The sequence below is a fragment of the Dethiosulfatibacter sp. genome (genome assembly GCF_983023055.1).
On the sequence record NZ_CEZJXU010000018.1, the window covers coordinates 1 to 13293 of the forward strand.

Genomic DNA, 13293 nt, shown 5'->3' on the forward strand with positions numbered 1-13293 from the left:
CTTAATAAATGCTTACGCATTTAACGCAGCGTAGCTGCTTTCTTGACATTATTATTGACATATGCTCATTATTGTTGTACACTCTTATTGGGTAATGGTTTAATATAAGAAAAATTAAAAGGAGAGTATAGATTATGAAAATATGTATATCATCATCAGGAAACTCAATGGAAAGTGTAATGGACCCAAGGTTTGGAAGATGTGAATTTTTCGCAATTGTGGATACTGAAACCAATGAAACTAAATTAATAGATAATGCGGCTGCAAAATCAGGCGGTGGAGCAGGAATAGCAGCAGGACAGCTATTGGTTGACAATGATATTGAGGTTCTTATAACTGGAAATGTTGGACCAAATGCAAATGACGTATTGAAGGCTGCACAAATCAAGATAGTAAGAGGAAAGAAAGTTTCCTTGAATGACAATGTAAAAATGTTCCAAAATAAAGAGCTTGAAATTATAGAAGAGACAGTTCCTTCTCATTCAGGCATGAAGTAAGGTGAAAAAAATGAAGATAGCGGTTTTAAGCGGAAAAGGAGGAACAGGAAAGACTACTGTTTCTGCAAGTCTCAAGTCATCAATAGAAAACTGCCAGTACATCGATTGTGATGTTGAAGAACCTAATGGAGGGATATTTCTTAATCCGGAAATCACCAAAGTACATCCGGTAATGGTCAAGATTCCTGAAATAATTAAAGACAAATGTACAGGCTGTGGTGAATGCGCCAAGGCATGCCAGTTTAATTCAATGGCTGTAGTAAAGGGCAACGTCCTCATATTTCCTGAGCTTTGCCACCACTGTGGAGCCTGCATACTGGCCTGTCCAGAAGATGCAATGATTGAAGTAGAAAGACAGATCGGAGTTGTTGAAACAAACAGCGATGAATCTTTCATGCACGGAAAGCTAAATGTAGGTGAGCCAATAAGCATACCTATCATAGCAATGCTTAAAGACATGGTGAAGGATGATGGAAATGTTGTAATAGACTGCCCACCAGGATCTTCATGTACAGTTGTTGAGTCAGTAGAAGACTGTGATTTTTGCATTTTGGTAACTGAACCTACTCCTTTCGGACTACACGATTTGAATATTGCCGTAGAACTTGTAAAGAAGCTTGGCCTTTCCTTCGGAATAGTGTTGAACAAGGCTTCAGAAAACAGCAAAATAATAAACGAATACTGCGACGATAGAAATATTGACATACTTATGGAAATTCCATTTTCCAGAAAGATAGCAGAGGCCTATTCAAAGGGAATACTTCCGATTGAAGCAGATGCTGTTCTTAAAAAAGAATTTGGTGAGATGCTTAGGAAGATAGAAGGGAAGGTGCTTGCATGAAACAGATAGCAGTAATCAGCGGAAAAGGCGGCACCGGGAAAAGCACTCTAGTAGCATCATTGTCACAGATAGTAAACAACAAGATGACAGCGGACTGTGATGTAGATGCTCCAAATCTTCATTTGCTTCTTGAAGAAAAGGACCAACAAAAATGGGACTACTCAGGAGCTAAGGAAGCTAGAATAAACTATGACTTGTGTATCAAATGCGGAATATGCAAGGATGTTTGCAGGTTCGGCGCAATAACAGAGGACATAGTTGTAAATAACCTGAAATGTGAAGGCTGCAACGCTTGTGTAGTAGCATGTCCACAGGATGCTATGTATCTTGAAGAAGTTAATACAGGATGGACATCTGTATCCACAACTGAAAATGGAACATTCGCCCATGCCCTCCTTGATACAGGAGCGGAAGGGTCAGGAAAGCTTGTAACAGAAGTAAGGAAGAAGATAGTTCCATTTGAAAATGGAGAGGAATGGCTCATAATAGACGGATCTCCGGGAATAGGATGTTCTGTAATAGCATCAATTACGGGAACGGATGCTGTCATAGCCGTAACTGAGCCTACCAAATCAGGTTTAAGTGATTTAAAAAGAGTATTGGATTTAGCCAAGCATTTTAGTATTCCGGCATTCGTATGCATTAACAAATTTGATCTAAACATGGATATAACAAATGAAATGGAAAAATACTGCGTAGAAAAAGGATTTATAGTGGCTGGAAAGATTCCTTTTGATCCATTGATAGTCAAGGCACTTCAGGAATACAAAACTCCTGTTGATACTGGGGACCAGGAATTTATTGATGAAATAAACAGCCTTTGGAACAAGGTGACAGAATATCTGTCACAATAATAAACAAAAATAAATATTAATGATTAAGGAGCGAATAATATGAGAGTAGCAATATCAACTGATGGAAACATGGTGGCACAACATTTTGGAAGATGCCCTTCATATACAATAGTAGACATAGCTGATGGAGAAGCTATAATACTTCATACAGTTAACAATCCAGGTCATGAACCGGGAAAAATCCCAAGTTTTCTTAATGACAAGGGTGCGGAATGCATTGTATGCGGAGGAATGGGAGTGAAAGCTCAGGGATTCTTTGCAGATTTCAAAATCAAGACTGTCCTGGGAATAGCAGGAACTGTAGATTCTGCGATTGAACAGCTTAAGAAAGATACCTTGGTTGGAGGAGCAAGCACATGTGCTCCAGGAGACGGAAGAGGATACGGATTGGACAAGGACGAATGCGACCACGAAGACGGAGACGACCACAATCACTCTAACTAACGTAAAATTGATTATATAATACACACAATAACACACGAAAAAATCAACACCGAAAGGTGTTGGTTTTTTGTTGTTATTGTAATTTAGAAAGTATTAATTATTAATAAATATTGAATAATTATATTGAAATATTGTTTTGACTTTGTTATATTATAATGCGAGTGTTTATTTACTATACAAAAAGGCGGGTAGTTATGATTGGAAAAATGAGGTTTTACTTATGTACAATTCTTATTGTTGTGATGATTGTTTTAACAACCGGATGCAGCGATGGAAAAGGAACAAGCCAGAATGATGAAAACAAGGATAGTGGCGAGGACATAGTTGATAAGGGGAGTGATGATAACGATTCAGATACGGATTATGAGGATATCAAATCATTTGATGATATTTTTCAGGAATCGGGATATCTTAATGCAATTGAATATTTTAATGTAATTAGTAATAAAATGGATGAAAATGAAAAGGTGGAATTTGCAAAAGGTGTTTCATATGAACTATTGGCCAGAATGTCAGATTACCAACCACTAGTATATATTCAAAAGAATCATATTGAATATCCTCCTGTAAGAGGATATGTTGACTATTTATACAATGGAATATACGATTCAAATAACAATACATTTAATTATGCATATTTTGACGATGAAGATATAAGAAATGCAGCTGAAAAAATAATGAATGATAATGTACTTGATTTGGCAAAGTCATACTTCTATGAAAATGAAGAATATGATGATGGATTTGCAATAACAATTGATCCTGAAATATACATAAAGATTGAAAAATGTATGGAAATAGCATTTAACAAAGATAGTCAAGGTTACTATTCAATAGATGGAGAGCCTGTATATGGATTAGAAGCATTAGTAATAGCCGATCAGAAAGTAACGGATTGGGATTGGGACAAGGAAGCATCATATACAACCCTTTTTATAGAATCTCCTGAATATTTTAATATGTTAGTTGATGCATGGAAATCAATTGTAATAATACCTGTTGAAATAGTATATGATGAGGATGCAGCTGCCAATGTGTCTGAATTAGACTATGATGCAGAGTATAAGGCAAATATAGAGTATAGTATTGACCTTGATGGTGACGGAGTAGAGGAAGTAGTTACATTTAATACGATTTCATCAAGATTTTTAGGCAATGTGCTGTCAATTAATGAGAATTTGGTATATTTAGATGAACATGGAATCGATACGGACTTGACAAGCTTGGGATTTGATATTGTTGATATCGATACTGAAGATGGAAGAAAAGAAATCATAATAGAATCGAGTAACCCTCCTGCAGGGACTATTTTTAGTATTTTCGACTATACTCCTGACAATGAAGAAGAAAAAGCAAGGGAACTTATATCAATAGAAACAAGCGGAAATGAAATTGTGTTTGAAAACAATGGTAGTTTCTATCAGATAGGAGAATCAAACCTTGTTCGGGGTGCGGAAATCAAAATTGGATACTATATGGGAGACGGTGGAATGCCTGTATATGATGGACCCGAAGGTGATGGAATATTCTATATTAATCCACTTCATACAGTTGTAAACATGGATATGACAGTTTTCACTGAACCAAATATTGAATCTGAGAGTTTCGTTATAAAAAATGGCGAAGGTTTTAGTATAAATTATGAAAATATTGATGGATGGTTGAACATTATTTTGGATGACAATGAAGGTACAGAATATTGGGTGGATCCATCAACACTGGATCATTTTGAGATTACACCATTTGAAAATGTTAAGTTTTACAGTTAAAGAAAACTATTAAATTATAAGGGAGTACAAATGAAGAAGATATTGGCTATTTTAATAAGTCTTGCAATGATGGTTTCCATGTTGGCAGGATGTACACAGGAAAATGTTGAACAACCACCGGTAGATAATGCCACCGATAATCCATCAGATGATTCCGATGAAGACAAGTCTGATCTTATTTCTTTTGAAGATATAATGACTGAAAAGGGTCTTTCAGAAGCTATCTATTATCTTGATGATAATTTCGATAACTTTGAAGAAACAGCGAAAGAAGAATATATGGATAAGTTGTTAAAGGAAATGTACGATAGAACGAAATTGTATACGAGTCTATGGGAGATACCAAGAAGTGAAGAGCCCATACCTGGGATAATAGAGTATATAAGTTCTATTTATGAAGATATTTATGATGGTGAAACCAATATCTTCAATGTAAGATTACTTGATGGGGAAATCGGAGAAGCGGCCAGGGCTGTTATGGAAGATGATACCTTTACACTTTGCAAGTCATATTATTGCATGGAAGGTAATATTGAAGACATGGGATTTGATGCAATAGTAAAAAAAGATATCAATGATATTATGAGAAATAGATATGAAACTGAAGAAAAACAAAATCTATATCTTGAAAACATGGTTACATATTCAAGTCATATTTCAGGTATGGACAGCACATTTGAATCTGATTCAAACGATTCACCAGTACTTGTTGAATCAGCTGACAAGCTTGAGCTTTTGAGAAATGAATGGAAAGTTACAGCGTATCTTCCTGTAATAATGGTAGATGAAGAAATAGCTGAAGATGAAGTAGAAACTCCAGACGAAGGCAATGACGACCAAACTAGTGATTCATCTTCAGATATGGATGATGAAGATGTACCTGTTAATATGGCAATGTTAAATTATTCTGGAAAATCAATTGAGTCATTGGATGTAAAGAAGGTTGATATCGCTAGAACTGGTGGAGAAAGCGGTACCGAAACTTTTGGGTCTGATTCAATAGCATTCTACGGCAAGGTATATGATGTTGAAGTAGGCTATGCAAGACTCGGAACAGAAGACGATGGTACTACAGTTGAAAAATTTGATGTTCTTGAGGATGCTCAAATCATTATTGAAAATACAGTAAGCAAGGATGAAAACTATTCCTATGCGGCCTATGTAAAATACTATGATGAAGACTTGAATCATCATATTGACTTTTTTGCAAACCCAAGTTTTTTAGAATCTTATAATCAAGTCAATGAAATTGTATTGAGCAATACTGAGCCTTCAAAGGTTGTATTTGATTCTACTGAACACGCTATAGTTGATTCAATGAATGGAAGTGATGATGATTTTAGTGCTTTGATTCTAGTTGATGAATTTGACGAATACATGGGTAAAGATGAGAATCCTCTTTATCTTTATATGGACGAAGAAACATACGACCTAAATTATATGGAAGAAGACTCTTTGACTACATGTTTTCCAGTATGGGTTTCATCGGATATGTATGATATTGTTATAAGAAAAGGCAACTATGGAGAGTTTTTCCCAGAGATATATACGCCTGCAGCAAATATTAAAGCAGGTTCGTGGATTAGATTCTATGGAAGAATCGAAGGGGATGGAACGGCATACTCTATTGAATTTACATTGGAAAATGGAATGAAAAAGAAAATTATGATTATGAGTGATGAATCAGATAATTATAATGCAATGCCTGGGTTCAGGATAGTGATTTCAGAAAATTAGAAAGTCTTGACTGATTAAAAACAAATAATAAGAATATAATTTGCTCCTCTGGTGGAAGATGGTTGAAAAGACTGTTTTTTAACGTGAGGAGTATTTTTTATAGCTTAGAAAAGTTGAAATATATAATATTATTTCAGATATTGCAATTGTGTTAAATTTTGAATATGCATTTGTTTATTCAAATCAGTAGGTGTATAATTACTATTATGTTTATCTAATTAAGGGCATTGTGAGGCAGGTGATAATTTTGGATGATAGAATAATTGAATCGATACTGAATATAATTGTCGAAATTGATAGTAAAACTTCAGAAGAAATAAACAAGACCAGTACTAAACTGAAAGAAAGAGAGAAAGAATTACAATTAATCCTTAGAAATAGACTGAAAGAGACTGAAGAAATGAGACTTTCCAAGGGTAGTGAAATATATGATGAACTTGTTTCCAAAGCAGAAGAAGAAAAAAGCACCATTTTGTCTCAATGTTTTGAGCATACAAATGAACTGGATAACCTGTTGGAAGAAAACAAAGAGAAACTAAGAGACCAGGTATTTGAAAAACTGGGGTTCCTTTAGAGGGTGGTTTAATGAGCAAAGTTAGAACACATGGGGCAGCAAATACCAAGGCAATGGTAATTATGGGAAGAATGCTTAAGTCTGATGATTTTAATAAATTGACAAGAATGGAAAGTATAGATGATTTTGAAAACTACTTGATGAAAAATACCTGTTATTCATCAATACTTAATGATGAGGAAATTGAAGATAAAGAAATCGAGTACTTGATAAAGAGTCATATGTATAAAAATTATGAAAAGTTCTATCATTTTTATATCGATGAATATAGATCCTTCTTCAAATCACTATTGGTGAGATATGAAGTTGAAAATTTGAAACTGATGCTGAGAGCCATAGCAAGGAATGAAGACATACAGGATATAAGGGATAGGCTGGTATACTCTGAAGTTTTTTCAACCATTGACTATGGAAAACTTACTGCAGCTTCTGATATTGGAGAATTTGTTGATGGTTTGAAAACAACCGGATATTACGAGGCAATAGTAAATTATGTAGATGAAAATCAAACAAAAATACTGTTTTACATGGAAATGAATCTGGACAGGCTGTATTTCAATCAGCTATATGATGCAATTATGAATCTTGAAAAACTGGACAGGAAACAGGCTTTGGAATTATATGGAATTAATGTGGACCTCCTCAATATTCAATGGATATACAGAGGCCGCAAATTCTTCGGAATATCATCTGAAGAACTTTTTAACTTCACAATAAACAATGGACTGAAGTACAATTACAAGGTATTAAAGGATTTGTGTTATATGGACTTGGAGAAATTCAGATCATTTATAATATCAAGTGATTACAAGGCTATGTTCCAGGGTGAAGAAAGTCTTATGGAAAGAGCCATGGAAAGATACTTGTTTGAAAATCTGGATGTGTATCTAAAGAGTGGGAATTTGTCCATTGTCATACCTATAGTAATGATGTTTAAAACCGAATATGAAATGAGAGACTTAATAACAATACTGGCAGGTATAAGAAACAAAGTGGATAATGTTGAAGACTTTCTGGTTAGAAGTCTGGGAAGGAGTGAATAAATTGGCTATCAGAAAATTGAATATGATGAATATTGTATGTAAGAATGAATGTCTGGATGAACTACTTAGAGATTTGATTTTAGAGGAAAATTGCCAGTTTATCGACACAATTACTGAAATTGAAGAGAGTGATTTCAGCATAGGTGTAACAGAAAAGAATGCTGATGAAATCCTTGATATGGAAGATATAGTTGTATTGAAAGAAAAAAAGGAAGTAGCAGAGTATCTTGATATAATGGATGATATGATAAAAAAACTGGATTATACTCCAGAGGTAAGAAGAGAGTATATGCACGGAGAGCACAAGTTTGAAAATATCAAGAATGAAATTGATGAAGTCGCTGATAAGCTTAAGGATATAACCCAGAGGCTACATGGGATTAATAGTAAGTTGGAAGGTTTGGATTCATTGGGATTCATAAGCAAAATCAAAAATATTCATGTAGACTTTAAAGATTTGATGAATCTGGAATTTTTCACATTGAAATTTGGATTTTTAACCAAGGAGAAAAGAAAAAAGATTTCACAAAACTATGATAATCTCCTGGCAATAGTTCTTCATTTGGGATCCTATGAAGAAAAAGAACTGTATATTATAGTATCCCCAAAGAGTTTGGACCTTGAAATGTCAAGAATTTTAAGGAGTACTGATTTTGTAGAAATAGAAATAGATAGGAAGTATTTGTCATTTCCTGAAGAAATGGTGAAAATGATTGAAGCCGACAGGAAAAAGTATGAAGGTGAACTTAAACTGTTAAAGAAGTCATCTGAGGAGTATATTAATAGTCATAAAGATACAATAGACAAGTTGTATTCAAAGATTATTATGGAAAGCAGGATAGACATTATCAGAACAAAAATTGCCGCAACAAGAAATTTTTGCTATATATCAACCTGGGTTCCTGCTGATCACAAAGGAAGATACAATGATATTTTTAAAAAGTATAGTAATGTTTTAGTTGCATATAAAAATAGCGAAGAAGTATCAAATAAGATTCCAATTCCAACTTTCTTAAAGAATTTGTTTTTTTTTAAGCCCTTCGAAACACTTGTAAACATGTACGGTGTGCCATCCCATGACGAACTGGATACTACTACGTTTTTTGGATTGGCATACATATTCTTTTTCGGAGCAATGTTCGGAGATTTGGGACAGGGATTGGTCTTTGTTGGAGCAGGTCTCTTCCTTGTGAAAAAGGGAATGGGGAATTTTGGGTCTTTAATGTGGAGAATCGGATTGGGAAGCATATTTTTTGGAACAATTTATGATTCCTTTTTTGGATATGAACATATAATTTCGAAATTCATTCCATTGCCGATATATATAAGACCAATGGAGAATATAAATTCGATTCTGCTGGCAGCGGTTGCAAGTGGTGTAATTCTTCTACTAATCAGCTATGGCTATAGTATTTTCAACAAGGTAAAGGCAAAGGAATTTGGAGAGGCCTTCTTTGGAAGAAATGGTATAAATGGAGTAGTATTGTTTTTGACCTTGCTTGTATTGATTTATGGAATAGCTACAGGTAAGGATGTAATTCCAAGGGCAATATTGTATCTATCGTTGACAATTTCAGTCGTCTTATTGGTTGTCAAGGAGCCATTGGCAAATATACTAATGGGAAACAGACCGCTATATAGTGAAACACCTGGAGAATACTATACAGAGAGTGGATTTAATGTTCTTGAGACTTTCTTGAGTATTTTGAGTAATGGGATTTCCTTTATAAGGATAGGAGCTTTCGCTCTTAACCATGTTGGTTTATTTATTGCTTTTCATACAGTAGCTGACATGATAGGCAGCACTACAGGCAATATATCAATGTTTATTATAGGTAATGTTATAATAATAGGACTTGAAGGATTGATAGTCTTTATTCAAGGATTAAGACTTTTTTATTATGAGTTGTTTAGCAAGTATTATAAAGGTGAGGGAGTTTTATTCAGTCCCGACAAAATTTAGGAGGATAAATTATGAAGTTAATTATAGGGTTATGTCTGTTTTTAATCATTGCTACAATTGGAGTAGGAGTGTTTTATTATCTGCAGGCAAGCATTCAAGAGGGAAATAGAAAATTAAAGATTATATTGGGAACCAATGTCTCCATTTATATACCACTAATCGTTATAGGTACAATACTGGCATTTTCCGGTACTGCCGATGCAGTTGAGCCGTCAACATCTGTTGCCTCAGGTTCTGCAGGACTTGGATATATTGCAGCGGCACTTTCAACTGGATTGGCTACAATAGGAGCGGGATATGCAGTAGGGAGTGTAGGCTCTTCAGCTCTTGGTGCTGTATCCGAGGACCCTAAAATCCTGGGAAAAACATTGATCTTTGTAGGATTGGCTGAAGGTATAGCAATATATGGTCTTATAGTTTCCATATTAATATTGGGAAGACTGTAATGAAATCATTTGTTTTGTGTGAAAAAAAAGAAACTCTTTTGAGTATGAGGCTTGCCGGTATTGGAGGAAAAATACTTTCAACCCGGGAAGAAATCGAAAATACTGTGGAGGAGCTTTTATTGGACGATGACATAGGCCTTATTCTCATTTCTGAGAATATACTGAATATGAGCAAAGAGTATATTATGGATAAAAAACTGTCTCAAAAGAAAACGCTAATCATACAAATTCCCGAACCTGAAGGGCTGCAGGATAAGGAATATATAATGAAATATATAAAAAATTCTATCGGCATAAAACTGTAAAGAAGGTGATATTATCATTAGTAGTATTAACAATAAGATAGATCTATTTTCAAAAATGGTATTGGATAAACATGCCAGTGAAAATGAAATTAAGCTTAAAGAACTGGAAAAAAAATACGATAAACTATTGGCAAATACTCAAGAAAGTGCTTTTACAAAGGATGAAAAGCACTATAAATCAATGAGGAAAAAAGGAAATCAGGATAGTAAAAAAAACATTTCAAAAGCAAAGGTGGCTTATCAAAATAAAGTTTTGGTCAGTAAATCAAGGATGATAGAAACCTTTAATGAGTACCTCCTTGAAGAAATCAAAGGCTTTATAAACAGTGATAAATATGATTCATATTTTGCCAATTGTCTGGAATCTGCAATGAAGAATTTCTCTGGAGAGGACAAGCTTAGAATTATCATAAGGAAAGTTGACAAAAAATACTTGGATAATAAAGATATGGATATTGAAATATCTGACGAGCTGCTTGGAGGATTTCATATTATTGCCAACGAAAATATAAAATATGACTATTCAATAGAAGGAAAGCTTTCAGATGCTTCGGAGTATATTGGTTGTCTCATTCTAAAGTTGATGACTAATAAAGCAGGTGAAAATAATGAACGTAAATGAAGGTAGAATAACATATGTCAATGGACCTGTAGTTAAAGGAAAAGGAATGTCCTCCTTCAAGCTTAGAGAGATGGTTCTCGTAGGCAAGCACAAGTTGATTGGTGAAGTCATCAGTGTTGTGGACGACAAGGGAACATTGCAGGTCTATGAAGAAACTGAAGGATTGGAATTGAATGAAATTATACAGGGTCTTAATGAACCATTGTCTCTAAAGCTTGGACCAGGACTTATAGGTAATATTTTTGACGGCATAGGAAGACCCTTGGTAGAAATAGACAATATGAGCAGTGATTTTATTCCAGAGGGAATTGGACTTCTTTCCATAAACTTTGAAAAAAAGTGGGAAGTCGATATTTTAGTAAAAGAAGGACAGACACTGGAAGCTGGTCAGGTGTTTGGACTAACAGAAGAAACTTCACTTGTAGTCAACAAACTCCTTGTACCTCCTGGAACTGGAGGTAAAGTAGTTTTTGTTGAATCTAACGGAAGATACAGCATGGATACTGTCCTTTTAAAGATTGAAGACATGAAAGGAAAGATTCATGAAATCAAGATGTTCCAGAATTGGCCTGTAAGGGTAAAAAGACCTGTGAAGGAAAGACTCAAAATATCAAAACCCCTTGTTACAGGGCAAAGAATCCTTGATATGTTTTTTCCAATAGCAAAAGGCGGCACAGCAGCCATACCAGGTGGATTTGGAACCGGCAAGACAATGACACAGCACCAGCTGGCCAAATGGTCCGATGCCGATATTATAGTTTATATTGGATGTGGTGAAAGAGGAAATGAAATGACGGACGTTCTGGAAGAGTTTCCCAAGCTTATAGATCCGAAATCCGGGAAACCCATAATGGAAAGAACCATTTTAATAGCCAATACATCAAATATGCCTGTTGCAGCCAGAGAGGCAAGTATTTATACGGGAATAACAATGGCGGAATATTACAGAGACATGGGTTATCATGTAGCCATAATGGCAGATTCCACCTCAAGGTGGGCAGAGGCTTTGAGAGAAATAAGTGGAAGACTTGAAGAAATGCCAGCCGAAGAAGGATATCCGGCATATTTGCCTTCAAGACTTGCAGAATTCTATGAAAGAGCAGGATATGTCAATACACTACAGGGAAAGGAAGGTTCAGTTACAATAATTGGAGCAGTATCCCCTGCAGGTGGAGACTTTTCAGAGCCGGTAACTGAAAATACAAAGAGGTATGTTAACGCTTTTTTGGCTTTGGACAAGAACCTTGCCTATGCAAGACATTATCCTTCCATCAACTGGCTCAACAGCTATAGTGGATATATAAAAATGCTTGAAGAGTGGTATGAAAAAAATGTCGGACCCGATGCAATTGAACTTCGAAGCAATATGATGAAACTACTGCAGGAAGAGAGTAAACTGCTGGATATAGTTCAACTGGTAGGTGAAGATGTATTGCCTGACTCCCAAAGGCTTACCCTTGAAATTTCGAGAATTTTAAAGGTTGGATATTTGCAGCAAAATGCCTTTCACAAGGATGACACCTATGTACCCATCAACAAGCAGTATGAGATGCTCAAACTCATCAATCACCTTAACAACAAGGCAATGGAATGTGTCAAGTCAGGCATACCTATTTCAAAGATAAAGGATGCCGATATTTTCGATTCAATGATTAGGATGAAATACAATATTCCAAATGATGATTTATCGGGAATAAAAGAGCTTAAGACCAGGATAGATGATTTTTATGAAACACTGATGTCTAAATATACAGGGTGATGAAATGTTAAAAGAATATTTGAAAATCAAAAAAGCAGAAGGTCCATTAATATTCCTGGAAGGTATTAAGGAAGCAAAATATGGGGAAATAATAGAAATCAATGTTGATGGTGAGAAGAGACTTGGAAAAGTTGTCAAGATAGAAGAAAATCTGGTAGCAGCCCAAGTATTTCAAGGTACTTCAGGAATGAGTACAGTCAACACCACTGTGAAATTCACAGGAAAGCCTTTTGAACTGGCAATATCAAAGGATATATTGGGAAGAGCTTTTAATGGTGTAGGCAAGGCCATTGATGGTGGTGGACCCATCTATGCAAATAGGAAATATAATATTAATGGAAGACCAATAAACCCTGTTGCGAGAAAGTATCCCAAAAACTTCATTCAGACTGGCATCAGTACCATTGACGTCCTGCTAACCCTGATAAGAGGGCAAAAG

13 protein-coding genes and 1 pseudogene are annotated in these 13293 nt (G+C 35.2%); all 14 read left to right on the forward strand.

The window, feature by feature from the left end:
- Positions 1–134 precede the first annotated feature (134 nt).
- On the forward strand, positions 135–497 hold the full coding sequence (locus AC3AX0_RS01700; RefSeq protein WP_487548572.1) for a NifB/NifX family molybdenum-iron cluster-binding protein: 363 nt from the start codon (positions 135–137) through the stop codon (positions 495–497).
- A gap of 10 nt (positions 498–507) precedes the next feature.
- A complete protein-coding gene (locus AC3AX0_RS01705) occupies positions 508–1338 on the forward strand; it encodes a 4Fe-4S binding protein (RefSeq protein ID WP_487548573.1) in 831 nt (276 codons plus the stop codon).
- On the forward strand, positions 1335–2192 hold the full coding sequence (locus tag AC3AX0_RS01710; protein ID WP_487548574.1) for an ATP-binding protein: 858 nt from the start codon (positions 1335–1337) through the stop codon (positions 2190–2192). Before AC3AX0_RS01705 ends, AC3AX0_RS01710 begins: the two co-directional genes overlap by 4 nt.
- Positions 2193–2231: 39 nt before the next feature.
- The gene (locus AC3AX0_RS01715) at positions 2232–2636 is read left to right on the forward strand and encodes a NifB/NifX family molybdenum-iron cluster-binding protein (RefSeq protein WP_487548575.1); all 405 of its coding nucleotides are present in this window, start codon (positions 2232–2234) and stop codon (positions 2634–2636) included.
- 194 nt (positions 2637–2830) lie between these two features.
- Positions 2831–4405 carry a hypothetical protein gene (locus AC3AX0_RS01720; protein WP_487548576.1) on the forward strand — a complete coding sequence of 525 codons (1575 nt, stop codon included), beginning with the start codon at positions 2831–2833 and terminating at the stop codon, positions 4403–4405.
- 30 nt (positions 4406–4435) lie between these two features.
- Complete coding sequence (locus AC3AX0_RS01725; protein WP_487548577.1) at positions 4436–6142, forward strand: hypothetical protein; 1707 nt, start codon at positions 4436–4438, stop codon at positions 6140–6142.
- Positions 6143–6389: 247 nt separating this feature from the next.
- Positions 6390–6716, forward strand: a complete 327-nt coding sequence (locus AC3AX0_RS01730; RefSeq protein WP_487548578.1) for a hypothetical protein — start codon at positions 6390–6392, stop codon at positions 6714–6716.
- A gap of 11 nt (positions 6717–6727) precedes the next feature.
- Complete coding sequence (locus AC3AX0_RS01735; protein WP_487548579.1) at positions 6728–7759, forward strand: V-type ATPase subunit; 1032 nt, start codon at positions 6728–6730, stop codon at positions 7757–7759.
- Between the two features lies 1 nt (position 7760).
- On the forward strand, positions 7761–9722 hold the full coding sequence (locus tag AC3AX0_RS01740; RefSeq protein ID WP_487548580.1) for a V-type ATP synthase subunit I: 1962 nt from the start codon (positions 7761–7763) through the stop codon (positions 9720–9722).
- Positions 9723–9733: 11 nt separating this feature from the next.
- Positions 9734–10168, forward strand: coding sequence for an ATP synthase subunit C (locus AC3AX0_RS01745; protein ID WP_487548581.1), 435 nt, complete (start codon positions 9734–9736; stop codon positions 10166–10168).
- A complete protein-coding gene (locus AC3AX0_RS01750) occupies positions 10168–10473 on the forward strand; it encodes a V-type ATP synthase subunit F (RefSeq protein ID WP_487548582.1) in 306 nt (101 codons plus the stop codon). Before AC3AX0_RS01745 ends, AC3AX0_RS01750 begins: the two co-directional genes overlap by 1 nt.
- A gap of 55 nt (positions 10474–10528) precedes the next feature.
- The gene (locus AC3AX0_RS01755; protein ID WP_487548583.1) at positions 10529–11095 is read left to right on the forward strand and encodes a V-type ATP synthase subunit E family protein; all 567 of its coding nucleotides are present in this window, start codon (positions 10529–10531) and stop codon (positions 11093–11095) included.
- Positions 11082–12854 carry a V-type ATP synthase subunit A gene (locus tag AC3AX0_RS01760; protein WP_487548584.1) on the forward strand — a complete coding sequence of 591 codons (1773 nt, stop codon included), beginning with the start codon at positions 11082–11084 and terminating at the stop codon, positions 12852–12854. Before AC3AX0_RS01755 ends, AC3AX0_RS01760 begins: the two co-directional genes overlap by 14 nt.
- A 4-nt stretch (positions 12855–12858) precedes the next feature.
- Positions 12859–13293 (forward strand): annotated as a pseudogene (locus AC3AX0_RS01765) (V-type ATP synthase subunit B); the annotation flags it as partial.

Excerpts from the sequence above, each read along its gene's own strand:
- AC3AX0_RS01735 (WP_487548579.1), top strand. The coding sequence starts at position 6,728 with ATGAGCAAAGTTAGAACACATGGGGCAGCAAATACCAAGGCAATGGTA.
- AC3AX0_RS01750 (WP_487548582.1), top strand. The coding sequence starts at position 10,168 with ATGAAATCATTTGTTTTGTGTGAAAAAAAAGAAACTCTTTTGAGTATG.
- AC3AX0_RS01715 (WP_487548575.1), top strand. The coding sequence starts at position 2,232 with ATGAGAGTAGCAATATCAACTGATGGAAACATGGTGGCACAACATTTT.
- AC3AX0_RS01745 (WP_487548581.1), top strand. The coding sequence starts at position 9,734 with ATGAAGTTAATTATAGGGTTATGTCTGTTTTTAATCATTGCTACAATT.
- AC3AX0_RS01760 (WP_487548584.1), top strand. The coding sequence starts at position 11,082 with ATGAACGTAAATGAAGGTAGAATAACATATGTCAATGGACCTGTAGTT.
- AC3AX0_RS01705 (WP_487548573.1), top strand. The coding sequence starts at position 508 with ATGAAGATAGCGGTTTTAAGCGGAAAAGGAGGAACAGGAAAGACTACT.
- AC3AX0_RS01725 (WP_487548577.1), top strand. The coding sequence starts at position 4,436 with ATGAAGAAGATATTGGCTATTTTAATAAGTCTTGCAATGATGGTTTCC.
- AC3AX0_RS01700 (WP_487548572.1), top strand. The coding sequence starts at position 135 with ATGAAAATATGTATATCATCATCAGGAAACTCAATGGAAAGTGTAATG.
- AC3AX0_RS01720 (WP_487548576.1), top strand. The coding sequence starts at position 2,831 with ATGATTGGAAAAATGAGGTTTTACTTATGTACAATTCTTATTGTTGTG.
- AC3AX0_RS01755 (WP_487548583.1), top strand. The coding sequence starts at position 10,529 with ATGGTATTGGATAAACATGCCAGTGAAAATGAAATTAAGCTTAAAGAA.
- AC3AX0_RS01710 (WP_487548574.1), top strand. The coding sequence starts at position 1,335 with ATGAAACAGATAGCAGTAATCAGCGGAAAAGGCGGCACCGGGAAAAGC.